Genomic DNA, 24,678 nt, shown 5'->3' on the forward strand with positions numbered 1-24,678 from the left:
ATGCACAACTACACGGCAGTGCAGTGGAGTTGGATAAACAGAGCATCGGTGCGCCACCGCGGCGAGGTCGCCGCGCGGTGCGGTGGCGCGAAACCGACGTGTCCCCACATATGCCTGCAGAGCAGGCCGCTAGCATCGCGCGCATGGCCGACCACATCCCCGACCGGCTAGGGGCCACAAGAAAGTCATCCGCCGAGCCTTCTGCACGGCTGATGCTCCAGGTCATAGACGCGTTCGACCAGTACGCGCGCGAACGCCGGGCCGCGACCCCCGGAGCCGGTGACGGCGCCGACGAGAGCGACGACCCACTGCATCACGTGCGGTGGATCGCCGACAACTACGAAAGCCGGTGTGGCGATCCCGAGCACCTACAGGCGCACCTGGAGCAGCTCGCCAACGAACTCGACCTCCGCGACGTGTGTGCGCTGCGCATTGCCGGCGAGGCCGTCGTCGCCGCCACCCCCGCCGTGATCCTGCACGCGGCGCAGCGCGGCATGCGGGCACCGGCCATCGCCGAGGCGATCGGCCTTGCGCCCGCGCGCGTGTACGACGTCCTCAGCCGCTATGTCCGGTACACCTGGCGCCTCGACGTGAAGGACGCTCCCGACCAGTGGTGGCCCGTCGACGAGGGTGAGCAGGTCGCCGAGCGCCGCTTCGTGAAGGAGTCGGACGTGGCTCATCGAGCGGCGCGCTTCGGTGCCGTCAAGGCCAACGGCCGCCCGCTGCGGGTACTGGTCTGGCAAGGCCCGCAAGGCGATGACGCCGACGCGTCGTATACCCACACGGTGAACAGCGGGTAGTGCCACCGAACTTGTGGCCGCGGTGAGGGTGCTGGCGTTTCCTGACGGCTGCGGCGCCGTGCGGATGACGGCACGCCACAAACGTGTGCACCACGCCCCCAACGTGCCTTCCCCTGCCTGCCGGCCCAACTGGCCACCCAACACACCTGGTTGAAACGGGCCCGGCACTCACTCTCAAGGATGTGAATCGAAAGAAATCGCTACCGGCGAGAGAGTGACGCCCCTGTCAGTGCCGTCGTTGGTCCGGACGTGCTGGGCCCCTCGGGCTCGTTTGAACAAACGGCGGCAAAGGGAGGGACCGGATGAAGAGCCTGCTCGCGACGCTTGATCTCACGAAGAAGACTCCTGTAGTAAGATGGTGGTCATTGCGGGAGCCGAAGCTGACGAGCTTGTCATGAATGCGGACGGGGTTCGTCCCGTGACGGCCGCAACCGGAAACCGTCGGAAGTCGAACGCCTCCTATGCCGCGGCCGTAACCGGCATCGGCATGCTGACTGCGGCAGGCATCGGAGCCGCAGCGAACTGGGAGGAGGTGACCCACAAGAACAAGCCTTCGGGTGTTCGTCAGCCCGAGGAACTGCAGGGCCTCCAGAACGACTTCATGTATCTGGTCGACGGAGCCGACATCGCCGCCGAGCTGGACGTGCACAGCCGACGACTGATGGATCGCTTTTCGCAGTTGGCCGTGTTGGCGGCCCGAGAAGCCGTGGCTGACGCCGCTCTTACCCCTTCCCAGTGGGAGCCGGCGCGGGTAGCGGTGATCATCGGCAATGCCAACGGCGGACTCCCCAACTACGAGGCGCAGCACGCGACTTTGCTGCAACGCGGCCATCGCCGCGTGTCCCCCATGCTGGCCGCTCTCTTCACGAGCAACAGCGCCGCATCAAGTGTCTGCCGAGACCTGGGGGCCTGCGGACCGAGCATGGCCGTCAACTCAACCTGCGCGTCGGGAACGGACAGCGTCGGCTACGCGCGCCAACTCTTGCAGGCGGGAATGTGCGACATCGCCATCGCAGGTGGAACCGAGTCAGTGTGTTCGCGACTGACTGTGGCGAGTCTGTGCAAGACGCGAGGTCTCTCTACGCAACGGGACGACCCGGCAGGCGCCTGCCGCCCTTTCGACGCCGGTCGGCACGGGTTCGTCTTGGGGGAAGGCTCCGGAATTCTTGTCTTGGAGCGCCCTGAGCACGCCCGGTCTCGGGGCGCACGCATCAGGGCCCACGTCGTCGGATACGGCTCGTCCAATGACGCCTACTCTCCGGTCGCTCCGCACCCCGAAGGGGCGGGCGCCGAACGCGCCCTGCGCGCCGCCTTGGCCAATGCGGACGTGAGTCCCGCGGACATCGGCCACGTCAACGCGCACGGCACGTCCACCGTGCTGAACGACCTGATCGAAGGGGCAATGCTGCATCGCGTCCTGGGGCAACACCCTCTGGTGACATCAACGAAAGGGATGACCGGGCACACCCTTGGCGCGGCCGGTGCCATCGAGACGGCGTTTGCTGTGTTGGCACTCCAGCATCAACTGGTGCCGCCGACTGCGAACTTCGAAACCCCGGACCCTGAAATCCCCGTTGAGGTAGTGGCTAAAGACGCCAGGCCTGCACGCTTCGAGTTCGCCGTGAAATCCTCTCTCGGGTTCGGCGGACACAACTCCGCCCTGGTGATCAGCCGTCATTGAGCTCATGCTGCCACGAAGTTGAGGATATACCTTCAAAATGGAATCGAGTGCGGAGACCGTCAAGGCCCTCACTGTGGAGGGGCTAACGTATTACTACCGGCTCCTGCGGCAACCGAATCCGCAAACCGAACCGATTCTCGTGCTAGGCGGCGCCCTACAGGACAAACACGGATGGGGCCATCTCGATGGCCCGGTAGGCCCGTTGGCCAACCTATTGACGCTCGATTTGCCCGGCGCAGGTGAAGCTGACCCGCTACGGATGGACCAAGGCATGGACACCATGTGCCGTGCGCTGGAGAACGTCCTCGACGACCTCGGCTACGATCGAGTCAATCTGTTCGGATACTCCTTTGGATCTGCCGTCGCGTTCTCCTTCGCTCGACGCCATCCCCAAAGAATCTCCCGTCTTCTTCTCGGCGGCGTGCCCGCATACGTCACCGAACGGCAGCTCTCCCAATGGCGCGCAGCCGCGCGCTACATGAGTTGCGGTGAGCCCGAGGAGTTCATTCGCCGGGTGCTGCAGTTGTGGCTTTGCCAGGATGAGAGTCGCGTGGTCCAAAACCGAAAACTGGCCCATCGCTACGTGAAGCGACTGGTTACCCATGCGATTTCCTCAAGCCCGCAGAACTTCACTCACCTCAACCGCTCGGCCACCGAGGAACTCAACCCCACCGGTGGCCTCCAAGGCGTACCTACCCTGGTTTTCTGTGGAGAACACGACACCGTATCCGCCCCAAAGTACCAACGGGCCTTCGCGGAAACCATTTCGGAGGGGAAGTTTTTCACCATCCCCGAGTCGGACCACTGGGTGTGCTTTGAGCGCCCCCAAGAGGTGATCAATATCATCGTCGACTACTTCACCGACCGACCGGTCAGGGCGAGTCTCCCTGCCCAGGTAAGCAATCAGTGAGCCGTACCCGCCCCGCGGCAGACGAGTCAAAGCCCAACGCTACGCGGGTACTTGCCACGGGCGGGCTGCGCAAGCATGCAAGCATCAGGCTTGAGGCAGGTGGAGATGCAGGTCGCGCAGCAACGCGATCTCGGCTCCGTGATGAATCACCTCGCGATTGATGTGGAGCACGACTGCCGCCAGCGGGCGGTCGGCGAACGGGCCAGCGCTCGGCCCGAGTAGGCGGCCGAGCTCTGCCGTCGTTGCCTGGCGGATACCGGACGACCAGTCGTCGTAAGACCGGTCGAGCTGAGCCAGTGCGGCGGCGGCAGTGCCGGCGTAGACGTAGCCGTCGTAGTCGATCGGTGGCCCGCCGAAATACATTTCGGCGCGCTTGGCCAGGACATGGACGGTGAGGTGCGCCAGCCGCCAGGCGACGGTGGTGAAGGGTGCGGTGGCAGGGGTGGGAAAGGCGTAGTCGACGGTGAACTGTCCGCCGCCCCTCTCGCTTTCGCTGCGGCGCGGGCGCACTGTCCAGCAGTCGGAAACCGGCTCCCAGAAGTACTCCTCGTCGGTCAGCCCCACCAGCCGGGGGCGGAGCCGATTCCGCCAGTGCCAGTCGAGATGGTCGCTGAGTTCGTGGGCCCAGTCAGTCCTCGGGTGTGGGGCGAGTCCGTCCATATCAGTCGACGGGCGGCGGGTCGTGGGGCCGGTTGGGGTCGTTGCGCATAGGGTCCTCCCTTTTCGGGTGGCACACGACTCCGCACCAGTCTTCGTGATCAAAGTGGGCGGTAAGGGAGGAATGCCGTAGTCCCTTTGAGGGGAAAGCATGACCGCGGAGTGCTCGGGTGAGCCAGGCCCGGTACTCAACACCTGGCCCTGGCAGTGCGGTTCGGGCAGCGCGATCAGGTGAGGCTCGACAGCAGCAGGGTCATGGCGAGCCCGCAGACACTGACGAGGGTCTGGATGGCGGTGTGGGACTTCGTGGCCTGCCCCAGCGTCATGCCGAAGGATTCCTTGACCAGCCAGAATCCCGCGTGATTGACGTAGTTGAGGCCGATGGAGCCGGCGCCGATGGCGATGACGAGCAGTGCGGTGTGCAGGCTCCCTCCCGTTGCGGTGAGGGGCGCGAGGATGCCGGTCGCGGCCACGATGCCCACCGTCGCCGATCCGGTCGAGAACGAGAGCAGCAGCGCCACGAGCCAGCCGAGGACAAGTACGTTGAGGTGCGCGCCGGTTGCTGCGGATTGAACGGCCTTGCCGATGCCGGAGTCCACGAGTACCTGGTTGAACGCCCCGCCGCCCGCGATGATCAACAGGATTCCGGCGACGGACTTGAGGCTGTCGGCCAAGGACGTACGGATCGCCTCGGAGGGCATGCCGCTGCGGTATCCGAGGACGAAGAGCGCGACCAGGAAGCCGGCGAACATGGCGATCACCGGCTCACCGATGAAGGCAAGCGCCGGCCGTAGGGGGCTGGTCTTCGCGAGGGCGAGCTCGGCCAGGGTGTTGAGCAGCATCAGGGCCACGGGAACGAGGACCGCGGTGACCGCGAACCCGGTGGGGACGGGCTTTCTGGCCGGCGCCACCACATCGTCGCCGGATGTCGTGCGGCCGCCGGTGAACTGGGCCACCAGTTCGCTGTCGGGGTACACCGCGAGTCGCGGCGCGATCCATCGGCCGTAGACCGGCCCGGCGAGGATGACGGTCGGGATGGCACAGACGAGGCCGACCAGCGTGGTGAGGCCCAGGTTTGCGTGCAGGCCCTGCACCGCGATCAGCGGCCCGGGGTGTGGGGGCACCATGCCGTGCAGCGTCGACAGCGCCGCGATCGCGGGAGCGGCCAGGTAGAGGTAGGGCGAACCCTTGACTTTGTCGGTGTGGCGCAGGCGTTGGGCCACGCTGAAGATCAGCGGGAGGAGCACGATCAGCCCGATCTCGAAGAACATCGGGATCCCGATGACGAACGCGGCGGCCGCCATGTACCACGGAAGCCGTCGGCCCTCGGCGCGGTCGACGACCAGCCGTGCGATCTTGTCGGTGGCTCCCGAGTCCGACAGCACCCGGCCCAACATGGCGCCGAAGGCCAAGGTGACACCCACGTTGCCGAGAATCTTGCCGGCACCCTGCTCCAGGGACGTGGAGATGGTGCCGGGGGATTCACCGGCGGCCAGGCCGACGCCGATCGAGACGAGCACCAACGCCGCGAACGGATGGAACCGCAACCGCGAGTTGATCAACACGATCAGCGCCCCGATGGCGGCCGCCAGGGTGATCAGCAGCGTCCAGGTGTGCGGCGTCACCGCCGGCCTCCGCTCGTGCGGTGCGTTCCGCCCACCGGCTCGATGAATGGCGCCATGTGAACTCCCCGGTCGGTTCGGCTTGTTGGGGCGGTCGGCCCTCCGTCCCAGCCGGGCAAGCTATCCGACGTTGGTCGCGCCGCTCCAGGTTGTGCGCGCGCATCCCGTTATCGGCGTTCTGCGCGTTGTGCGCACGGGCCAGAGTGCGGTTACCGGCCCGCAGGCGAAGCGTCGACCAGCGCCTGCGGCCGATCGTCGCCAAGGTGAAGAGGGCCGACCTCAGGAGGTCGGCGCCTGGTCCGCCCGACGCGTGGCGAGCAGATGCAGCAGAGCGCCCACGTGGCGATACGGATCGGTGCGTCCGGCCCGTTCCTCGCACGCCAACAGCCGGTCGAGCTCCCCAGGTTCGGGCAACGCGGCATCAGAAGCGGCGGCGTCGGTGAAGACGCGAACGCCGTACCACTCGCGCAGCGGCATGCCCCGCTCGGCGAGCGCAGCCGTCAAGTCGTCCAGGCGGTCGGCGCGGGCCCTGACCCCGATGCGGTTGAGGTAGGAGGTGCCCTCGAAAGCCTGCTCAACGCCGTCCCAGTCACCGAGGAGACCCGGCCGCATCGCCAGGGCATCGCCGTTACGCACCAGGAGCGAGACGATCCCGCCGGGAGCCGTCACCTGCGCGATGGACGTCAGGAGCGGGCGCGGGTCGTCGACATACATCAGAACGCCGTGGCACAGCACGGCATCGAAGCTGGCCGGCGCGAACAGCTCCGTGAGCCGCTCGGCATCTGCCTGGAGCAGGCTCACGCGCTCCCGGACCTCGGGCCCCTCCGCTTCCAGGGCCGTACGCAGGTCATCAAGGAGCTGGGCGGAGGAGTCCAGCCCCACCACGTGGTGGCCGCGGCGGGCGAGGAGCAGGGCCTGCGTGCCCTGCCCGCAGCCCACGTCCAGAACCCGCCGGGCCGGCACGTCCGGAAGGTGAACCGCGAGTTGCCTGGCCACCATCTGTTGACGGACGACCTGGCGAAGCGTCCCCAGGCGAGCCCGCCACTGCTCCGCACCCGATGCGAACCCCGTGCCCACGGCTGCTCCTCACCCGCGCCCAGTATCCTCTCCCGTGCCCCGTACTCCCGAGGAGCCTACGCGGCCGGGGGTTCTCGCTCGAACTCACCTGATACCACGGCGTGTTGATGCGGAGTCAGGAAGGCGGGGCGGTTCAGACGCCCCGCTCAGCGGCGCTTGACGACCGCGGTGTTGGCGGCCTTGTCGTGCATGCACTGCCGGAACGGCTCGTTCCAAATGCACGACAGCACGTTGATGAGGCCCAGGACCGGCACCATGCCGATGCCGAGATAGGCCAGCCAGCGTCCCAGGGCGTGACCGAAGCCCAGCTTCTCACCGGTTTCGAGCTTGACGACGCGCAGGCCGCAGATGGCCTTGCCGATGGTGCCGCCCATCGCCATCGTCAGCGGTTCGAAGAAGAGGCCGATGAGCAGCGTCCAGGCAAAGAGGCCGAGAACGATGGGCGCCCCGCGGTCGTCTCCGGCCTTGAACGTGCTCGTCATCCAGATACTCGTCGGCACCCAGGCACCCCCGATCAACACGGCGGCGATCAGGTAGTCGATGAAGCGGGCGAGCAGGCGCATGCCGGGGGTCGCGAGCAGGTGCGGGGGCGGGCCCTGCCGCATGCCCATCTGCGGCTGCAACGGCTGCGGCGCCCCGTGAGGCGGTACTGGTCCCTGCGGTGCTGGGGCCTGCGGGGGATACGGCTGAGGCGGTACGCCCTGCGGTTGACCGTAGTGCGGTTGCGGGGGGCCGAAGCCGGGGCCGGGCTGGGGCTGGTGGGGAGGCGGTGGCGGCTGGAAGTTACTCACAGAAGGCGATCCAAGCGGATACCCCGGCATCGCGACAACCCGGGGATGCGCGAACCGGGACACGTCGGCACCGATCGTCCGAAGTCCCCCTGACCGACTGGGGAGTTGGCCGGAGCGGTGAGCTGCGCCGCTACCGACCGGTGGCCCTGCCCGCGCTCGCACGAGCCCCGCATCTGCCCGCGGAGTGCGCGCTGAGAGCGCGCCAGTACTCCCAACCACCCATCCACGGCGGGCCGTTGACCACCGCCCCGTGAGTGTCAGTGGGCCGCGACATACTCGGCACCATGAGCCTCGTATCTCCCGAAACACAGGTGGACCCGCGTCACAGCGGACACGCGCATCTGGTCATCATCCATCCGCCCTTCGGCGCCCCACTCCTGCCCCACGAACGGCCGCCCGCCACTGCCCACGACCCGGGGGCGGCCAGGGCCGCGGTGCTGTCCCTCTCAACCGTCTCCGCCATCCGCCACGAGTGCACCCCGTCCCGACTCGCGCATCCACCAAGCCCGGCCAGTCGGGAAGAACTGGACGGAGTGCGCGCGTCCGTGTGGGGCTCCACGGTCAAGATCAGTGACCCGGCGCTCGTCGAGGACGGAGTGCTGGCCGGCGCCCTGGAGGACGAGTTCCAGGCACAGAAGGACAGGCATCCGAACGCCTGGATCGTCGCCGTCTGCGAACGGGACTTCGGCGCCTCCTACACGAAGGTTCTCGTTGCCGCGCCCAGCACCCCAGTCACTCCAGACGCCCCGCACGCCCCGGACTTGACGATCGAGGGCTTCGGCGAGTGGGAGGTCACCGGCGATCCGCGTGCCACTCTGGCCGCTGCCGGCATCGCCCCCGATGTGCTGAGCGGCGCATCCGACGCCGACGGCGATGAGGCCGTCGACCACGACGCCCTCCTCCACATGCTGACCGGCGGCGCCCTGTCCGTTTATGCGGACGAGGAACGCTTCGAGTCGACGTTCCTCGTCGAACGGAGCGAGGAGGGCGAGGACACCATCCGCGAGGTGTGGTTTCCGTAAGGGACATCCCAGGCACATGGCAGAGCACATGACGGAGCACATGACGGAGCACATGACGGAGCACATGACGGAGCCTTCCCAGGTTGGCCCTACGCTCGGATGTCATGAATCCTTCCCTGACGTGGTTGGACGTCGCTCGTGTCAGTGTTGGCTACGCACTCGCCCTGGTTGCCCTGTTCACGTTGGTCGTCATCGGTGCTCTGCTCGTGGCACGGGACGCCCTGCTTTCCGACTACCCGCCCGCGATCAGAGAGCGCTACGGGGGGCAGAGCGCGCGCGGTAGACAGACCGCCGCGGTGGCCGGCCTGCTCAACCTCCTGCTCTTCGTGGCCGTTCCGGTGGCCGGTGTGCTCGACCTCCACGGACGGGTGGACGGTCGGCTGGGATTCCTGCCGCCGTTTGCCTTGGGCGCCACCGGCTTCCTGGCCCTCACCCTCTTCGACCTGTTGGTCATCGACTGGCTGCTGTTCTGCACGGTACGGCCGCGCTTCATGACACTGCCTGGCACCGAGGGCATGCCCGAGTACCGTGACCTCGCCTTCCACGCCAAGGTGTTGGTCCCGCGCCCCGTTCCCTGGCCGCTGCTCGCGATTCCCGGGTACGGGGTGGCGGTGGGCGGCATTGCCTGGTTGGCGGAGACGTTGACTGGCTGAGGGGCTGTGGTGGGGCCCACGGTGTGCTTCCCCGCGGGGTCAGCGGCCGTGATGGCCGTCCCGAGGGCGGGGCACCGAGGCGGGGGTGCTTGGTCCTCGGGCGATGGCGCGGGCGATGGCCCGGGCCTCGACGCCCACCTGGTGCAACGCGCCGCTCAGGGGGTTGGTGAAGCCGGCGAAGTACAGGTGGGGAGCGGTGGGGTGGGTCCGGCGGCCGTGGACGGTGGGGTAGCCGGCCTCGTCGAGGACGTCGAGGTCGGGGAGGAGGGCGTGCAGATGGGGACGGTAGCCGGTGGCGGCGATGACCACGTCGGGGGTCAGGTGCGTGCCGTCGGCGAGCAGCACGCGGGGGCCGTCGAAGGCGGCGACCGCGGCGACCGGCTCCACCAGCCCCGACCGCACCGCCGCCACAAAACCGTGGTCCAGCACGGGATTTACGCCCTCGCGTACATTGCGGACGAAAGGCCCGGTGCGGGGCCGGGGAATGCCGAACGAGGTCATGTCCGGCAGTGTGCAGCGCTGCGTCAGGAGGGATGAGCGGTCGCGCCAGGCAAGGGGGAGTGGCTCCGTCACCCGCCCGAGCAGATGCCAGCGACTGGAGCTGCGCGGGAGGATGTTGGGGGGAGTGCGTACCGCGATCCACACCCACTCGGCCTCGTGCCGGGCCAGCAGGGTGGCGATCTCCGTTCCGCTGTTGCCGGCGCCCACCACCAGGACGGATCTCCCGCGGTAGGGGGCGGGGTTGCGGTACTCGGCGGAGTGCAGGAAGGTGCCGGTGAATCCGTCGCGTCCGGGCCAGTTGGGGAGGTGGGGCGTGTGACTGCGTCCGGTCGCCACGACCACGGCCCGGGCCGCGAGGGAACCGGAGGACGTGTGGACCCGCCACCGTGCGCCAAGGGACGAGGAGCGCTCGACGCGATGCACGGCGGTCCCGGTACGCGCGTCCAGGTGGTGCAGGGCACGGTACCGCTCCAGATACTTCACGTACTCGTCCCGACCCGTCCAAGTGCCGCCTTGCTTGGGCAACTTGAGGCCCGGGAGCCCCGACGCGCCCCGGGTGGTGTGCAGCCGCAGGTGGTCGTAGCGCTCGGCCCAACTCGCGCCGGCGTGGTCGCCGCGTTCCAGGACGACTACCGGTACGCGGAGGCGGGCGAGCATGGCGGCGGTGGCCAGGCCGCTGGGGCCGGCACCAATGACCGCAACGGGGAGACCTTCGGCAGGCAGGCGCTCAGACATCACAGGTGCTAACGACGACCGGCGCAGCCGAGTCACGCGCGCCCGGTACGCCGGGGAGGCATCGGTCCGCACGGACCCGGGAGCCCCGCCGGTACACGGACGGCCCGTCGCACGGTGATCGTCACTCGTGGTGGGCGTGAGAAGGCCCGGAGCCCACCACCGAGACGCTCGGGAGACGAGCGCGGCGTGGCCCCGGGCCGTTGGGGGAGCTGGTTCAGCGCGTGGCGAGTCCCGTGCGGGCCAACTCGCGGGCCTCCTCCACGGATTCCACCGCGGGGGCGGAGCCGGGCAGTGGGCGGCGGGCGGACTCCACCGCGAAGTAGCAGGCGACGGCGCCTATCGCGCCGGCGGCCATCAGGTAGTAGCCGGGCACGTTGACGTCTCCGGTAGCCTCCACCAGGAGGGCGTTGATGACGGCGGTGGTGCCGCCGAACAACGAAACGGAGAGGTTGAAGCCGATCGACAGGCCGCCGTACCGGATCTCGGTCGGGAACAGCGCGGGCAGTGCGGAGGGGACGGTGCTGTTGAAGCAGAGCAGCATCAACGACATCAGGACCAGGCCGAGGAAGACGGTCGTCAGCGTGTTCTGTTGGATCAGGAGCACCGAGGGCACGCCGAGCAGGACCAGCATGCCGCAGCCGAAGTACATCACCGGCTTGCGGCCGATGCGGTCGGAGAGCCGGCCGACGAAGGTGATGAGTATCATCCCCAAGGCCAGGACGGAGATCTCCAGGAGCTGCGCCCAGGTGGAGCTCACCGAGGGGGCGAACTTGCCGATGTACTCCAACATGTACGTGGTGAGCATGTAGTTGACCACGTTGAAGACCAGCACCAGGCCCATACAGACCAGCATCGGTCGCCAGTAGTTGGCGAAGATCCGGCGGATCTCCTTGAGGGTCTGGTTGCCCTCGCGGCCCTTGGTCTCCGCGACCACTGCCTGGAAGGCCGGGGTGTCCTCCAATTTCAGGCGGAGATAGAGGCCGATGATGCCGATGGGGCCGGAGATGAGGAACGGTATACGCCAGCCCCAGGAGAGCAGCGCCTCGTGGGACATGACGCCGGGCAGTTGGATGACGAGGCCGGCTACTCCGCCGAACAGATAGCCGGTCAGGGTGCCGAACTCCAGCCAACTGCCAAGGAATCCGCGCTTCTTGTCGGGGGCGTATTCGGCGATGAAGGTCATTGCCCCGCCGTACTCGCCACCGGTGGAGAATCCCTGGATCAGCCGCGCGAGCAGCATCAGCAGGGGCGCGGCCGGGCCCATGGTCTCGTAACCGGGGATGAAGGCGATGGCGAAGGTGCCGATGGCCATCATGATGACGGTGATGGAGAGGACCTTGGTGCGGCCGATGCGGTCGCCGAGCGGGCCGAAGAACATGCCGCCGATCGGGCGCACCAGGAAGGCGACGGCGAACAGGCCGAGGGTGCCGATCGTGCCGATGGTCTCACCTGCGCCGGTGAAGAACACCGCGGTGAGCACGGGCGTCAGATTGGCGAAGACGCCGAAGTCGAACCACTCCGTGACATTTCCGATCGCCGCCGCGCCAATCGCCCTTCTCGTCACATCAGGGTTGGTGACGGTTATTTCTTCCACTTTCAGCGAGTCTCGGCTCGCGGCTTCGGCATCGGCATTCTCGGCGTGTTCAGCCGGCACAAATAACTCCTCAAACATCGCTTGCGGGAGCGCCGTTGGGACGCTTCAACTCGGCGTGTACGGCCCGGCACGGTGTGTGCAGCAGGGCGCAAGATGGCGCTCCGTACCATTCTCGGAAAGTCGCCGGAGGGTTGTCCTGCTTTTTGCTTTGTTGTGATGTGCACGGGCCCGGTCTTGCGGTATGTGTCAGAACGGCGAGAAGAAATGGTTAAGTTGACGCGTTGCGGGTATCCGCATTGCCTTATCGCGTTCCTACTGGCCGGCCACAGAAGGAGGTTGGGGCGACGTCACGCCATGCGGTCTGCGGCTCGGCCCCAAGTGAGCGTCCTTCAGGTGTGGTTGGGCGGCCAGGATCGGGAGCGTTGCGCTGGTCGGACGTTCGGGTTCTGCTACGGGAAGGCCCCTCGGACGTTCACTCCGAGCTGGAGTGGACCTGAGGGGTCTTCGGGCTGTTATGCCGGCACGGCTTCCTTGCGTTCGCGGGGGAAGCTCATGACGGCTGTAGGCGGTCCGCGCCGCTTGTCCGGCGGGCTACTCGGTTTCGCTCTCTTCGTCGTCGGGGTCGTTCTCCTCGCCGGTGGGGTCGATGTCCTGGGAGGCCAGGATGAGTCCATCGGTGAGCTCGCCGTAGGAGCGGGGGTAGTACAGGGCGTTGATCCCGCCGGTGGCGTCGTTGGCGACGTCGCCGCGCCGGTGGGCTATCAGGCGGCCCCAGAGCTTTTCGTCGTCGCGCATGCGGATGCTGCCGAGGTGCTCGTCCCGCGATAACCACGAGTCGCCCTTGCCTTCGATGTCCATGCGCAGGGCGAAACGGATCCGGTCTCCCTCGTAGACCACGGCCCGTTTGATGCTGCGCATGCGGTTCTCGCCCGAGTTGCTGCCGGCGATGTAGTAGTAGTCGCCCTTGCGCTGGTACGGCCGAATCCATGAGCCCGTGCGTCCGTTGCGGTACTGGAGCGGCTTGCCGGCCAGGCTTTCCGGGGTGAGGTGCTCCTCCGCGGTGTCGAAGCGGAGCTGGAGGACGGCGGAGGCGGGAATGCCCTTCCCCTCCTGCCCCTTCGTGTAGTAGGCGAAGTCCTCCCCTGCGCTGCCGCCGCCCCCGTAGAACGTCACGGGGTAGAAGATGCCCTGGTCCCCCTTGTCCCAGTACAGGACGAAGGGGGTTCCTCCGGTGAGCGGGACCTTGTAGCGGGCGAAGCCGTCGTCCTTGATGAAGTGGAGCCGTGCCATTTTTCCTCCCTGACAGGACCGGGCGTTGCGGGAAACGGAACTCAAGGGGGCGCCCCTGAGTGACCGTCACCGCCGAACAGTCCCCAGTTCCAATCGGCGGAACACGCCGGGGAGTTGGCAGAGTGAGGCATATGCCAAGGGGAAGCGCAATGGGATAATCGTATGTACGCCGGCTGGTGTGCCCTGCGCCACCGACGGGTCGCTGCGCCTGGGCGTGCCCGTCCAATTCGGCGCCGTCGTCGGCGCGTTGGCGATCGACGCTCGGACGCCTGAAGCGGTGAACGGCAACGATGCGGATGGAGCCGTCGGGTAGCGCGGTAACTCCGCGGCGCACTTGGGGCATTGGGGTGGTGAGCACCGGCGCGCAGCATTGCCGGCAACGGTGCGCGCGCTCAGCAGGTCCACGTCGTCTACGAGGAGCACCTGGGAACGTCCGGTGTTGCCCGGCCGAGCGGTACGTCGTGAGGGTCAGGGGTGGGCCGGGCTGACGAAGTTGCCCGGGTGCGTGGCCGATTCGTGCCTGAGCACGGGGCCCCACCGCCACTTCAGTTCCCTGGACTTGGTGTTGCCTGGTGGGGTGATGTCGACGACCGCGGGGACGAGGGCGTTCTCGTTGCTCGCCTTCTCCGAGAGGAAGGTGAGGGTGAACCGTGCGGATGCGCCCGGCTTGAGGGTCACCGTCTTCGGTTTCACCGATACCTGGTCGTGGAGCGTCTCCGTTGGTGCTCCGGACCGTGCCGTGCCCGCCTTCAGGGTCACCTTGGGATAGCCATGCAGGGTGCATGCCTGGGAACCGGTGTTCTTCACCGCCACCACGGCGGTCAGCTGTTCGTCCGGCACGCCCCCGGGCTTGGCCGATCCGCCGGGTGCCCAGGAGGGCGTCAGGTCGGAAGTGCGGCAGGGAGCTGACTGTTCGGCCGCGGCTTGGTTGGCGGCCAGGGACAAGGTGGTGGTCGTGATCAGCATGCCGAGGGTTGCAGCGGCTGCTGTGCGTAGGTGGAGCCGTGCCATGCTCGACCTCCAGGCGTAGGAACTCTGAGCGTCCGCGTCCGCCCGCCAGGGGCGTAACGGGGGCTTGCGCCCGTCGTCCGCCTGCTCGCAGGCGCAGCACTCCCGAGTGTCCAACCACCACGCAGGCTCCGCACGTCTGCACGGAGTGCTTGAAGTGTCAGGCTTCCCGGATCGCAAGGATCAGCCGTACAACAGCACGTACACCAGCGCCACCGCGGCGCAGTAGACGGGGAACCCGATGCGTGCGATGAGGGTCAGTCTGCGCCAGGCCGCGATCCGTCGGTGTTCCATCAGCCAGGCACCGGCCAGTACCACGAAGACGCAGGCGACCGTCAGCGCGAAGTACGCGTAGAAGGCCCAGCCCACTGCGACCGTGTAGCCGACGTCCGGCAGCGCGTTGAGCATGGTGGTGCGCAGGACGACGGCGGTGAGGATGGCGGTGACTTGGATGCTGACCCGCGTGGGGGCGTGGTTGGGGTCGCGGGGGAACAGGAGGGTGGCGTAGGTGACGATGACCAGCAGCATGAGCGGCAGCAGGCTCGTCACCAGGAAGCTGCCGACGTCCCGGGCGATGGTGAAGTTGGCGGTGTACTGGTTGTAGTGGACTCCGGCTTCGGCCTGGCTGACGCCCGGGTCGCCCAGGCTGGCCGTGCTGCCCACGCGGTCCTTGTGGAGCGCCAGTTCCTGGATGTGCCAGTTCAGCAGGTCGTTGACCGAGGTGCCGGGGTCCCGGCCGCTCTGCAGCAGTTCGGACTGGCTCTGGCTGAGCATGGCGCGGTCGCCGACGTACAGCACGCGCGAGGCGGCGTGCGTCCGGTTCTGGAGCAGGACGATCAGGTGCTGGCGGTCGAAGGGGTAGTCGTGGAAGTCGAGGTCCGCGGTGAAGGTGGTAACCACCCGGTACAGGCGGTACTTCACGCCTCCCTCGGTTCTGCTGCGGATCGGTGCGGGCAGCCGGTACCGCGGATCCGACTGGTTGGCGAACTCCACATCCGTCACCCCGTCATCGCCCGAGTAACGGAACCACAGGAAGAAGTCGGCCTTGAACTTCCGCGCACGGGTGTCCAGATCGCTGATCCGGTTGAAGTTGAAGCCGGTGCGCACCACCTGCTGGAGGGAGAGGACCCGGCCGTCGAAGTCGACGACCTGGCCCGCGGCGCGCTCCTGGGCCAACTCGCCCTCGTCTCCGCGGTATTCGACGAGCTGCAGGGGAGCGGAGACGAACTGGCCGCGCTCGATGACGCCGACGTTGGCCGGCACCCGCAAGGAGCGGGTCCGGTCGAAGTAGACCCGACCGTAGAGACCGGAGAAGCCCCGCCCGGGGCTGTCCATGGCCGCCAGTGCGTCCCGGACGGCCCGCCGGTCGCGGGCCGAGGCCGTACTGGCGCCGACGCCGGCCCGATCCAGCGCGTGGACGGCCGCATCGGCCGCTGTCTGCGCGGCGATGGCCGCCCAGGAGGGCGTGGTACCGAAGCGGCGGCGGAAGGAGTAGGCCCACTGCGCCCCCGCCCCGGTCAGACTGTCGCTGAGCTGGGGGGACACCACATAGAGCTGCTGGGTGACGGACGGCCCCCGTGGCAGCCGCTCCTGCAATGCGGCCAGGGTGCGGGAGAGCGTGTCCGGACGGAGGTCTGCGCCGCCGATGACGGGGTTGTGGACGCCGTGCGTGCGCAGCGCGAGGACGAGGGGCGGGACGGGGGTGTACTCCGTGGCCAGCACGATCGTCCCCGCGTCCGGGTCGGCCCGCACGGCACGCACGATGGCGTCGATGTGTCGGCTCCGCTCCGTGGCGCTCTCGGACCGTGGGCCGATCGAGAGGTCCCGGCGCACCCGTCCCAGTTTGGCGAACGCCCGGGTGAATCCGGACGCCATGTCCCGGCCGTATGTGCTGTCGTCGTGGATGACGGTGGCCGTCTGGGACTTGAGGACATGGCGGAGGTAGGCCGCGATGAACCGCCCTTGGTAGCTGTCGTCGAAAATGGCGCGGAACACCCAGGGCTCGGCCGTGGCCGCATCCACCGCGGCGGTGGGGGTGATCAGCGGAACGCCGGCGGCGGCGTACACCGGGCCGGCGGCCAGCGCACTGTCGCTGTAGAAGTGGCCGATGGCCAACATCACCCGGCCGTTGGCGACCACTCGCCGGGCGGTGGCACGCGCCGTCGCCGGGTCAGTCGCGGCCTTGTCGTCGTAGCGCAACAGCCGCACGGGGTGGCCATGCACGCCGCCCTTCTCGTTGACGTGGTCGAGATGTGACTGGACGGCCTTGACCACCTTCTCGCCCCGCAGTGCCCCGTTGCGGGAACCCGCCACCAGCGCCACGTACAGTGGCTCCTTCTCCTCCCCGCGGACGAGTTGCAGCACGCCGAGCACCAACGCCAGGACCACCACGACGGCCGCACCCACCAGCCACCACCGGCTCCGGCCGCCGAACCGCTCCGCACGACCGGGCACCGCCTCCGGCGGCGGGGGCGGACCTGCCAGATGAGCCACCTCAGGCGGCGGGCACGCCTCCACCCGACGCAACCGCCGCAGATCACGGTGCGCAACGCTGTCGGGGCACGCCTTCGCCGCCTGTTCCAGGCAGAACCGGCGCTCGGAGTCGTCGCGCGCCACCGCCGCCAGCCACAACCACGCCGGCTCGTACCCGGGATCCCGCGTCAACGCCCGCGCCAACAAGCGCCGGGCCGCGCGCCGAAGCCCCCTGCTCGCTGCCTTGGCGGCCAGTCGCGTCAACGCAGGGGAGGACGGTTGTTCCTCGCCCTCCGCCGGCATCCCGGCCTCCTCTCGCCGGACCCATCGGCCCAACCCGGCAGGATGCAGGCGGCCCGAGAGGCGCCCCCGGACGACTGCGGAAACGCGATGCCGGAGCGCCTTGCGCCTTGCCTCATATGTCCGTTGAACCGGTCGGTTCACCATGGCATGGGGCGGACGGACGCGCGACCGTAGGGGCGGAGGCGAGCCCGGCGGCGACGCAGAGAGCCGCGATGCGGGCTCGCGCAGTCAGGGGCTATTGGGCTGTCGGAGTGAGGGTGGCAGTCAAGGCCGCGCCGGAGTCGAGGCGGGCGGCGATGTCGTGGCCAACGCGGCGCGCACGTCGAGGGCGGTCAACGGCCGCCTCGTCAAAGGGCGTTGCGAATCGCCCGTTCGAAACCCTCGACGTGGTCGCGGGCGAGCCCTGCCGCCTGCTCCGGGTTGCCGGCGACGATCGCCTCGATCAGTGGCCCGTGTTCCTCGACGTGGCCGGCCATGTCGGAGAGGCGGTCGATGAACAGGCACCAGATGCGGGTGGCCAGGTTGTCGTGCCGGACGAGGGTGTCCTCCAGGTACGGATTGTGGGTTGTGGCGTAGATGGCGCGGTGGACCTGGAGGTCCAGGTGCATGAGGGCGACGGCGTCGAGGGGGCGGGTGGCCGCAGTCGTGAGTTCCTGTCGCAGGGCCGTGAGGTGGGTGCGGTCGGTGGCCGTGGCGCGTCGCGCTGCCTGGGCGGCGGCCAGCGGCTCCAACTCCTGGCGGACCTCGGAGATATGGGCGAGGTCGGTGATGTTGACGTCGGTGGCGAAGGTGCCGCGTCGGGGATAGGTCGTGATCAGGCGCTCGTACTGGAGCCGCTTGAGGGCCTCGCGCACGGGGGTGCGTCCGACGCCGAGGGACTGCGCCAGTTGCTCTTCGTGGATCGGTGCGCCCGGGCGGATCTCCAGCATGACCAGCAGGTCGCGGATGGCGCGGTAGGCCCGTTCGGCGAGGGAGAGTTCCTCGTCGTCGGATGCGGTCGCCGCCTGCTGCATGATGCCCCCTTGACCTGTTCGCCGAGCTCCCATACGTTACCGCAGCAACTGATATATCAGTTGCCCATTAGTTGGCTCCCAGGATGGTGCACAGATGGCAACGGACCCGTCCAACGGCACATTCGCCCCCTCCTCCCTCTCCCGCCCGCTCAACGAGCTCGACCCGGACATCGCCGCCGCGGTCGACGCCGAACTGCACCGCCAGCAGTCCACCCTCGAAATGATCGCCTCGGAGAACTTCACCCCGGCCGCCGTCATGGAGGCCCAGGGCTCGGTCCTCACCAACAAGTACGCCGAGGGCTACCCGGGCCGCCGCTACTACGGCGGCTGCGAACACATCGATACCGTCGAGCAGTTGGCCATCGACCGGGTGAAGGAGCTGTTCGGCGCGGAGGCCGCGAACGTGCAGCCGCACTCCGGCGCCCAGGCCAACGCCGCCGCGATGTCCGCACTGCTCGACCCCGGCGACACGATCCTCGGCCTGGACCTGGCACACGGCGGGCACCTCACCCACGGCATGCGCCTCAACTACTCCGGCAAGCTCTACCACGTCGTGCCGTACCACGTGCGCGAAACCGACCTGCGCATCGACATGGACGAGGTCGAGCAACTCGCCCTCGCCCACCGGCCCAAGATGATCGTCGCGGGGTGGTCCGCCTACCCCCGCCGGCTGGACTTCGCCGCCTTCCGCCGCATCGCCGACGCGGTGGGTGCGTACCTGATGGTCGACATGGCGCACTTCGCCGGGCTGGTGGCCGCGGGCCTGCACCCCAACCCGGTGCCGTACGCGGATGTCGTGACGACCACGACGCACAAGACCCTCGGAGGGCCGCGCGGCGGAGTGATCCTCAGCAGGGCCGGGCTGGCCAGGAAGCTCAACTCGGCGGTCTTTCCGGGCCAGCAGGGCGGGCCGTTGGAACACGTCATCGCGGCGAAGGCGGTGGCGTTCAAAGTGGCGGCGGGGGAGGAGTTCGCCGAGCGCCAGCAACGCACCCTCAACGGCGCCCGCATCCTCGCCGGCCGGCTGCTGGCCGATGACGTGGCCGAGGCCGGGATCACCGTGCTGACCGGTGGCACCGAAGTCCACCTGGTGCTGGTCGATCTGCGCAACTCCGCGCTCGACGGGCGGCAGGCCGAGGACCGGCTGCACCGCATCGGCATCACCGTCAACCGCAACGCGGTGCCGTTCGACCCGCGTCCGCCGATGGTCTCCTCCGGACTGCGGATCGGGACTCCGGCCCTGGCCACCCGCGGCTTCGGCGACACCGAGTTCCGGGAGGTCGCCGACATCATCGCCCAGGCACTGAAGGACGAGCGGCTCGGCGACGAGCGCGCGGGCCTGTTGCGCGACCGGGTGGAGAAGCTGGCCGGTGCGTTCCCGCTCTACTCCCACCCGACCGACCTGAAGGGACGCGCCACATGACGGCCGAACCGCTGCCGGAGCACCCGGACTTCCTCTGGCGCAACCCCGAGCCGCGCCCCTCCTACGACGTCATCATCGTCGGCGCGGGCGGCCACGGTCTGGCCACCGCCTACTACCTCGCCAAGAACCACGGCATCACCAACGTCGCCGTCCTGGAAAAGGGTTGGCTGGCCGGCGGCAACATGGCCCGCAACACCACCATCATCCGCTCCAACTACCTCTGGGACGAGAGCGCCGCGATCTACGAGCACGCGCTCAAGCTGTGGGAACGGCTCCCGGAAGAGCTGGACTACGACTTCCTCTTCAGTCAGCGCGGCGTCCTCAACCTCGCGCACACCCTCCAGGACGTCCGCGAGGGCGTGCGCCGCGCGAGCGCCAACCACCTCAACGGGGTCGACGCCCAATGGCTCGAACCGGACGAGGTCGCCAAGGTCTGCCCCATCCTCAACGTCTCGCCCCGCACCCGCTATCCGGTCCTCGGCGCCACCTACCAACCACGGGCCGGCATCGCCAAACACGACCATGTTGCCTGGGCGTTGGCCCGCCGCGCCGACCAACTGGGCGTGGACCTCATCCAGGGCTGCGAGGTCACCGGCTTCCTCAGGGACGGCGAACGCGTCGTGGGCGTCGAGACCAGTCGCGGCCGCATCCACGCCGGCCGGGTCGGCCTCGCGGCCGCAGGCCACAGCAGCGTACTGGCCGAACGCGCCGGCGTCCGACTGCCGGTGCAGTCCCACCCCCTCCAGGCACTCGTCTCCGAACTGCACGAACCGGTCCACCCGACCGTCGTCATGTCCAACCACGTGCACGTCTACGTCTCCCAGGCACACAAGGGCGAACTGGTGATGGGCGCGGGCGTCGACGCCTACAACGGCTACGGGCAGCGCGGCTCCTTCCACGTCATCGAGCAACAGATGGCCGCCGCCGTCGAGTTGTTCCCGATCTTCGCCCGGGCGCATGTGCTGCGGACCTGGGGCGGCATCGTCGACGTCACCCCCGACGCCTCCCCGATCATCGGCACCACCCCCGTCGAGAACCTCTACGTCAACTGCGGCTGGGGCACCGGCGGATTCAAGGCCACCCCGGCCGCCGGCTGGACCTTCGCCCACACCCTCGCCACCGGCGAACCGCACCCACTCAACGCCCCCTTCGCCCTCGAACGCTTCACCACGGGCGCCCTGATCGACGAACACGGCGCCGCAGCCGTCGCCCACTGAGCAGCCCACCGAACCAGCCGAGCCGGCTGAGCCCACCGAGCGCCGCCGAGAGAAGGACACCGTGCTGCTGATCAACTGCCCATGGTGCGGTCCCCGCGACGAGACCGAGTACCACTACGGGGGGCAGGCCCACGTCCCCTACCCCGAGAACCCCACGGACCTCGACGACCGACAGTGGGCCGAGTACCTCTTCTACCGCGACAACCCCAAGGGCCCCTTCGCCGAGCGGTGGATGCACAGCACCGGCTGTCGCCGCTGGTTCAACGTCCTGCGCGACACCGCCACCCACGAGGTACTCGCCGCCTACCGGCTCGACGAGCCCCGCCCCCCACTGCCCCAGGCCGGAGGGAACCGATGACCGACCCACACTTCCGGCTCCCACTCGGCGGCCGCATCGACCGCACGACCGTTCTGCAATTCACCGTTGACGGGCGGGAGTTGACCGGTCACCCCGGCGACACCGTCGCCTCCGCGATGCTGGCGAACGGCCTCGTCGCCCTCGCCCCGTCGCTCTACCGCGGCCGCCCGCGCGGCATCGTCGCCGCGGGCGTCGAGGAACCCAACGCCCTGGTGCAGCTCGACGGCCCCTGCTCGGAGGGCATGCTGCCGGCGACGACCGTGGAGCTGTACGACGGCCTGTCCGCGACGACGCTCTCCGGGATGGGCCGGCTCGACCCGGCCCCCGACCCCGCCGTCTACGACAAGAAGTACGTCCACACCGACGTCCTGGTCGTCGGCGCCGGGCCCGCCGGGCTCGCGGCCGCCGCCGCTGCGGCCGGCTCGGGCGCCCGCGTCATCCTCGTCGACGACCAGCCCGAGCCCGGCGGCTCGCTGCTCTCCGGACACGGCGAACAGGTGGGCTTCCAGGCCGCGTTGGAGTGGGTCGCCGAGCTCCGCGCGGCCCTCGACGCGGCCCCCGAAGTCACCGTCCTGCCCCGCACCACGGCCTTCGGCTCCTACGACGACAACTACGTGCTGGCACTCCAACGCCGCACCGACCACCTCGGAGCCGACGCCCCCCACCCCTCCCAAGGCATCTCCCGCCAACGCCTGTGGCACATCCGGGCCAACCAGGTCGTCCTGGCGACCGGCGCACACGAACGCCCGCTGGTCTTCGCCGGCAACGACCGCCCCGGGGTGATGCTCGCCGGGGCCGTGCGCACCTACCTCAACCGCTATGCCGTGGCGCCCGGTTCGCGGGCAGTGGTGAGTACGACCAACGACAGCGCCTACGCGACGGTGGCCGATCTGCACGCGGCCGGAATTCCCATCGCCGTCGTCGTGGACGCCCGACCGGAACTGTTCCCGCGCGCCGCCGAGGTCGCCGCCGCAACCGGCACCCGGGTCCTCACCGGCAGCACGGTCGTCGCCACCACGGGCCAGGGGCGGCTCGCGTCGGTCACCGTCCAGGCGATCGATGCGGACGGTCAACTCACCGGCCCCACCCAGTCATTCGACTGCGACCTGCTCGCCGTCTCCGGTGGCTGGAGCCCGGTAGTTCACCTGCACAGCCAGCGCCAGGGCCGCCTGCGCTGGGACGAGGACCTGGTCGCCTTCGTGCCCGACGGCACCGTACGCAACCAGCGGATCGCCGGCGCGGCGAACGGGACGTACCCGCTCGACGGTTGCCTGGCCGAGGGCACCCGCGCCGGGGCGCTGGCGGCCACGGACGCCGGCTTCCCGGCGCCGGCCCCCACCGCGGCACACCACCAGCAGGCACGCCCTGCCGCAGTACGCGCCCTATGGCTGGTACCGGGCCCGGACAACGGCAGCCTGGACACCCACTTCGTCGACCTCCAACGCGACGTCACCGCCGCCGACATCCTGCGCTCCACCGGCGCCGGCATGCGCGGCGTCGAACACGTCAAGCGCTACACCTCGCTCGGTACGGCCAACGACCAGGGCAAGACGTCCGGCGTCAACGCGATCGGGGTGATCGCCGAGGCGCTCGGCCAGAGCGCGTCACCCGGCGAGATCGGCACCACGGCGTACCGCGCGCCGTACGCACCGGTGGCGTTCGCCGCCTTGGCCGGCCGGGAGCGCGGCGCACTCTTCGACCCGGAGCGCACCACCTCCCTGCACGGCTGGCACCTCGCCCAAGGCGCGGTCTTCGAGGACGTCGGGCAGTGGAAGCGCCCCCGCTACTACCCACGGCCCGGCGAGGACATGGACGCCGCCGTGGCCCGCGAGTGTCGCGCGGCCCGTGAGGGCGTGGCGTTCATGGACGCCTCCACCCTCGGCAAGATCGAGATCCGGGGCGCGGACGCCGGCGAGTTCCTCAACCGGATCTACACCAACGCCTTCAAGAAGCTCAAGCCAGGCATGGCCCGCTACGGCGTCATGTGCAAGCCGGACGGCATGATCTTCGACGACGGCGTGACGCTCCGCCTCGACGACGACCGCTACTTCATGACCACCACGACCGGCGGCGCCGCCGCGGTCCTGGACTGGCTGGAGGAGTGGCTCCAGACCGAGTGGCCCCAACTCGACGTCCACTGCACCTCGGTGACCGAACAGTGGACGACCATCGCCGTCGTCGGCCCGCACTCGCGCGAGGTCGTCGCCCACCTCGCCCCCGAAGTCGACCTGTCCGCCGAGGCGTTCCCCTTCATGGCCTTCCGCGAGACCACCCTGGCCTCCGGCATCCCGGCCCGCATCTGCCGGATCTCCTTCTCCGGCGAACTCGCCTACGAGATCAACGTCTCCGCGTGGTACGGCCCGGCCGTCTGGGACGAGGTCTACGCGATCGGCCGCCCGCACGACATCACCCCCTACGGCACCGAGACCATGCACGTCCTGCGGGCCGAGAAGGGCTATATCATCGTCGGCCAGGACACCGACGGCACCGTCACCCCGCACGACGCGGGCATGTCCTGGGCGGTCTCCAAGCAGAAGGACTTCCTCGGCAAGCGCTCCTACTCCCGCGCCGACACCGCCCGCACCGACCGCAAACAACTCGTCGGTCTGCTGCCGAGCGACCGCACGACCCGGCTGCCCGAGGGCACCCAACTCATCGCGCCGGACGTGCCGTTGACCCCCGAGGCCGGGCCGGTGCCGATGCTCGGCCACGTCACCTCCAGCTACCACAGCCCGGCCCTCGGCCGCCCCTTCGCCCTCGCCCTCGTCGCCGGCGGACGGGCCAGGATCGGCGAGACCCTGCTCGCCCCGGTGGGCACGGACCTCGTCCCCGTCGAGGTGGCCGACCCCGTCCTCTACGACCCCGAAGGGACCAAGCGAGATGGCTGAGCCGACGACGACCGACGCGGGTACCGGCCCGGTGGCCCTGCGCACCAGCCCCCTGGCCCACCTGACGCAGCGGATGCGCGCCGCCACCGTCACCGGAACCCGCCAAGTCACGCTCACCGAGCGGCCGTTCACCACCATGGTGAACCTGCGCGTCGACCCCGGCTCCGACGCGGCCGACCGCATCGAGAAGACCCTCGGCACGCCCCTCCCACGCCGGTGCGGCGACACCGCCTCGGCACAAGGAGGCCACCACACCGTTGCCTGGCTGGGGCCCGACGAGTGGCTGGTGCTGTCCCAGGCCGAAGAGCACGCCGTCACCGCCGAGTTGCGAGCCGCCCTCGGAACCGACCCTGGCTCGGTGGTCAACGTCTCGGCGAACCGCACCACGGTGGAGCTGCGCGGCCCCGCCGCCCGACAGGTGTTGGAAAAGGGCTGCCCGCTCGACCTCCACCCCCGGGCCTTCGGCCCCGGCCAGGCGGTGTCCACCACGGTGGGCCCCGTCCCCGTACTCCTCTGGCAGCTCGACGCCGAGCCGACGTACCGACTGCTCCCGCGCTCCTCGTTCGCCGACTACCTGGCGCGCTGGCTGATCGACGCGATGCAGGAGTACCGGGGGCCTCAAGTACCCTGAGCGCCGTATTAGTTGGGCGTTAGCGGTGCGGC

Annotated in this window: 20 protein-coding genes; 10 read left to right on the forward strand and 10 right to left on the reverse strand. The window is 69.0% G+C overall.

All coding sequences use genetic code 11. The features are described from left to right. Positions 1-143: 143 nt before the first annotated feature. The 3 genes from ACFVFQ_RS01690 to ACFVFQ_RS01700 all read left to right on the forward strand — a co-directional run bounded on the left by ACFVFQ_RS01690 (position 144) and on the right by ACFVFQ_RS01700 (position 3,391). Positions 144-800, forward strand: a complete 657-nt coding sequence (locus ACFVFQ_RS01690; RefSeq protein ID WP_383406763.1) for a hypothetical protein — start codon at positions 144-146, stop codon at positions 798-800. Between the two features lie 418 nt (positions 801-1,218). Further along, complete coding sequence (locus ACFVFQ_RS01695; RefSeq protein ID WP_383407019.1) at positions 1,219-2,481, forward strand: beta-ketoacyl-[acyl-carrier-protein] synthase family protein; 1,263 nt, start codon at positions 1,219-1,221, stop codon at positions 2,479-2,481. A gap of 37 nt (positions 2,482-2,518) precedes the next feature. Beyond that, on the forward strand, positions 2,519-3,391 hold the full coding sequence (locus ACFVFQ_RS01700) for an alpha/beta fold hydrolase (protein WP_383406766.1): 873 nt from the start codon (positions 2,519-2,521) through the stop codon (positions 3,389-3,391). Positions 3,392-3,475: 84 nt separating this feature from the next. On the opposite strand, the gene ACFVFQ_RS01705 is transcribed toward ACFVFQ_RS01700, so the two are convergent. The 4 genes from ACFVFQ_RS01705 to ACFVFQ_RS01720 form a co-directional block, all read right to left on the reverse strand. Then, positions 3,476-4,051, reverse strand: a complete 576-nt coding sequence (locus ACFVFQ_RS01705) for a DinB family protein (protein ID WP_383406769.1) — start codon at positions 4,049-4,051, stop codon at positions 3,476-3,478. Positions 4,052-4,275: 224 nt separating this feature from the next. Then, positions 4,276-5,673: a GntP family permease gene (locus ACFVFQ_RS01710; protein ID WP_383406772.1), complete on the reverse strand. Its 1,398-nt coding sequence runs from the start codon at positions 5,671-5,673 to the stop codon at positions 4,276-4,278. Positions 5,674-5,949: 276 nt separating this feature from the next. Continuing rightward, positions 5,950-6,747, reverse strand: coding sequence for a class I SAM-dependent methyltransferase (locus tag ACFVFQ_RS01715; protein ID WP_383406777.1), 798 nt, complete (start codon positions 6,745-6,747; stop codon positions 5,950-5,952). 146 nt (positions 6,748-6,893) lie between these two features. Further along, the gene (locus ACFVFQ_RS01720) at positions 6,894-7,370 is read right to left on the reverse strand and encodes an RDD family protein (protein ID WP_383406782.1); all 477 of its coding nucleotides are present in this window, start codon (positions 7,368-7,370) and stop codon (positions 6,894-6,896) included. Positions 7,371-7,822: 452 nt separating this feature from the next. Here ACFVFQ_RS01720 and ACFVFQ_RS01725 point away from each other — a divergent pair, with 452 nt between their 5' ends. Together ACFVFQ_RS01725 and ACFVFQ_RS01730 are read left to right on the forward strand one after the other, a co-directional pair. Next, positions 7,823-8,560, forward strand: coding sequence for a DUF6333 family protein (locus tag ACFVFQ_RS01725; RefSeq protein WP_383406785.1), 738 nt, complete (start codon positions 7,823-7,825; stop codon positions 8,558-8,560). 104 nt (positions 8,561-8,664) lie between these two features. Then, positions 8,665-9,213: a hypothetical protein gene (locus tag ACFVFQ_RS01730; protein ID WP_383406788.1), complete on the forward strand. Its 549-nt coding sequence runs from the start codon at positions 8,665-8,667 to the stop codon at positions 9,211-9,213. A 39-nt stretch (positions 9,214-9,252) separates the two neighbouring features. Here the strand turns inward: ACFVFQ_RS01730 and ACFVFQ_RS01735 are convergent, their stop codons facing one another. The 6 genes from ACFVFQ_RS01735 to ACFVFQ_RS01760 all read right to left on the reverse strand — a co-directional run bounded on the left by ACFVFQ_RS01735 (position 9,253) and on the right by ACFVFQ_RS01760 (position 18,129). Then, on the reverse strand, positions 9,253-10,449 hold the full coding sequence (locus ACFVFQ_RS01735; RefSeq protein ID WP_383406791.1) for a flavin-containing monooxygenase: 1,197 nt from the start codon (positions 10,447-10,449) through the stop codon (positions 9,253-9,255). A 214-nt stretch (positions 10,450-10,663) separates the two neighbouring features. Continuing rightward, positions 10,664-12,043, reverse strand: a complete 1,380-nt coding sequence (locus tag ACFVFQ_RS01740) for an MFS transporter (RefSeq protein WP_383406794.1) — start codon at positions 12,041-12,043, stop codon at positions 10,664-10,666. Between the two features lie 591 nt (positions 12,044-12,634). Beyond that, positions 12,635-13,333 (reverse strand): hypothetical protein, encoded by a 699-nt coding sequence (locus ACFVFQ_RS01745; RefSeq protein ID WP_383406796.1) that lies wholly within the window; start codon positions 13,331-13,333, stop codon positions 12,635-12,637. 468 nt (positions 13,334-13,801) lie between these two features. Further along, positions 13,802-14,344, reverse strand: coding sequence for a DUF4232 domain-containing protein (locus ACFVFQ_RS01750; protein WP_383406803.1), 543 nt, complete (start codon positions 14,342-14,344; stop codon positions 13,802-13,804). A 180-nt stretch (positions 14,345-14,524) separates the two neighbouring features. Continuing rightward, on the reverse strand, positions 14,525-17,116 hold the full coding sequence (locus ACFVFQ_RS01755) for an ABC transporter substrate-binding protein (RefSeq protein WP_383406810.1): 2,592 nt from the start codon (positions 17,114-17,116) through the stop codon (positions 14,525-14,527). Positions 17,117-17,463: 347 nt separating this feature from the next. Continuing rightward, a complete protein-coding gene (locus ACFVFQ_RS01760) occupies positions 17,464-18,129 on the reverse strand; it encodes a GntR family transcriptional regulator (protein WP_383406814.1) in 666 nt (221 codons plus the stop codon). Positions 18,130-18,223: 94 nt separating this feature from the next. Between ACFVFQ_RS01760 and glyA the strand changes: the two genes are divergently transcribed. From glyA to ACFVFQ_RS01785, 5 genes are all read left to right on the forward strand, one after another. Beyond that, positions 18,224-19,552, forward strand: a complete 1,329-nt coding sequence (glyA, locus tag ACFVFQ_RS01765) for a serine hydroxymethyltransferase (protein WP_383406817.1) — start codon at positions 18,224-18,226, stop codon at positions 19,550-19,552. Next, on the forward strand, positions 19,549-20,769 hold the full coding sequence (locus tag ACFVFQ_RS01770; RefSeq protein WP_383406819.1) for a sarcosine oxidase subunit beta family protein: 1,221 nt from the start codon (positions 19,549-19,551) through the stop codon (positions 20,767-20,769). Before glyA ends, ACFVFQ_RS01770 begins: the two co-directional genes overlap by 4 nt. A 61-nt stretch (positions 20,770-20,830) precedes the next feature. After that, positions 20,831-21,127: a sarcosine oxidase subunit delta gene (locus ACFVFQ_RS01775; protein ID WP_383406822.1), complete on the forward strand. Its 297-nt coding sequence runs from the start codon at positions 20,831-20,833 to the stop codon at positions 21,125-21,127. Then, positions 21,124-24,015: a sarcosine oxidase subunit alpha family protein gene (locus tag ACFVFQ_RS01780; protein ID WP_383406825.1), complete on the forward strand. Its 2,892-nt coding sequence runs from the start codon at positions 21,124-21,126 to the stop codon at positions 24,013-24,015. The genes ACFVFQ_RS01775 and ACFVFQ_RS01780 overlap by 4 nt, the downstream gene beginning before the upstream one ends. Then, positions 24,008-24,646, forward strand: a complete 639-nt coding sequence (locus ACFVFQ_RS01785; RefSeq protein ID WP_383406828.1) for a sarcosine oxidase subunit gamma — start codon at positions 24,008-24,010, stop codon at positions 24,644-24,646. Before ACFVFQ_RS01780 ends, ACFVFQ_RS01785 begins: the two co-directional genes overlap by 8 nt. Positions 24,647-24,678: the final 32 nt, after the last annotated feature.

Source organism: Streptomyces sp. NPDC057743, assembly GCF_042798755.1.
Taxonomy (GTDB): Bacteria; Actinomycetota; Actinomycetes; order Streptomycetales; family Streptomycetaceae; genus Streptomyces.

Coding starts and splice junctions, on each gene's coding strand:
- ACFVFQ_RS01690 (WP_383406763.1), top strand. CDS start 144: ATGGCCGACCACATCCCCGACCGGCTAGGGGCCACAAGAAAGTCATCC.
- ACFVFQ_RS01700 (WP_383406766.1), top strand. CDS start 2,519: ATGGAATCGAGTGCGGAGACCGTCAAGGCCCTCACTGTGGAGGGGCTA.
- ACFVFQ_RS01705 (WP_383406769.1), bottom strand. CDS start 4,051: ATGGACGGACTCGCCCCACACCCGAGGACTGACTGGGCCCACGAACTC.
- ACFVFQ_RS01725 (WP_383406785.1), top strand. CDS start 7,823: ATGAGCCTCGTATCTCCCGAAACACAGGTGGACCCGCGTCACAGCGGA.
- ACFVFQ_RS01730 (WP_383406788.1), top strand. CDS start 8,665: ATGAATCCTTCCCTGACGTGGTTGGACGTCGCTCGTGTCAGTGTTGGC.
- ACFVFQ_RS01735 (WP_383406791.1), bottom strand. CDS start 10,449: ATGTCTGAGCGCCTGCCTGCCGAAGGTCTCCCCGTTGCGGTCATTGGT.
- ACFVFQ_RS01745 (WP_383406796.1), bottom strand. CDS start 13,333: ATGGCACGGCTCCACTTCATCAAGGACGACGGCTTCGCCCGCTACAAG.
- ACFVFQ_RS01750 (WP_383406803.1), bottom strand. CDS start 14,344: ATGGCACGGCTCCACCTACGCACAGCAGCCGCTGCAACCCTCGGCATG.
- ACFVFQ_RS01755 (WP_383406810.1), bottom strand. CDS start 17,116: ATGCCGGCGGAGGGCGAGGAACAACCGTCCTCCCCTGCGTTGACGCGA.
- ACFVFQ_RS01760 (WP_383406814.1), bottom strand. CDS start 18,129: ATGCAGCAGGCGGCGACCGCATCCGACGACGAGGAACTCTCCCTCGCC.
- glyA (WP_383406817.1), top strand. CDS start 18,224: ATGGCAACGGACCCGTCCAACGGCACATTCGCCCCCTCCTCCCTCTCC.
- ACFVFQ_RS01770 (WP_383406819.1), top strand. CDS start 19,549: ATGACGGCCGAACCGCTGCCGGAGCACCCGGACTTCCTCTGGCGCAAC.
- ACFVFQ_RS01780 (WP_383406825.1), top strand. CDS start 21,124: ATGACCGACCCACACTTCCGGCTCCCACTCGGCGGCCGCATCGACCGC.
- ACFVFQ_RS01785 (WP_383406828.1), top strand. CDS start 24,008: ATGGCTGAGCCGACGACGACCGACGCGGGTACCGGCCCGGTGGCCCTG.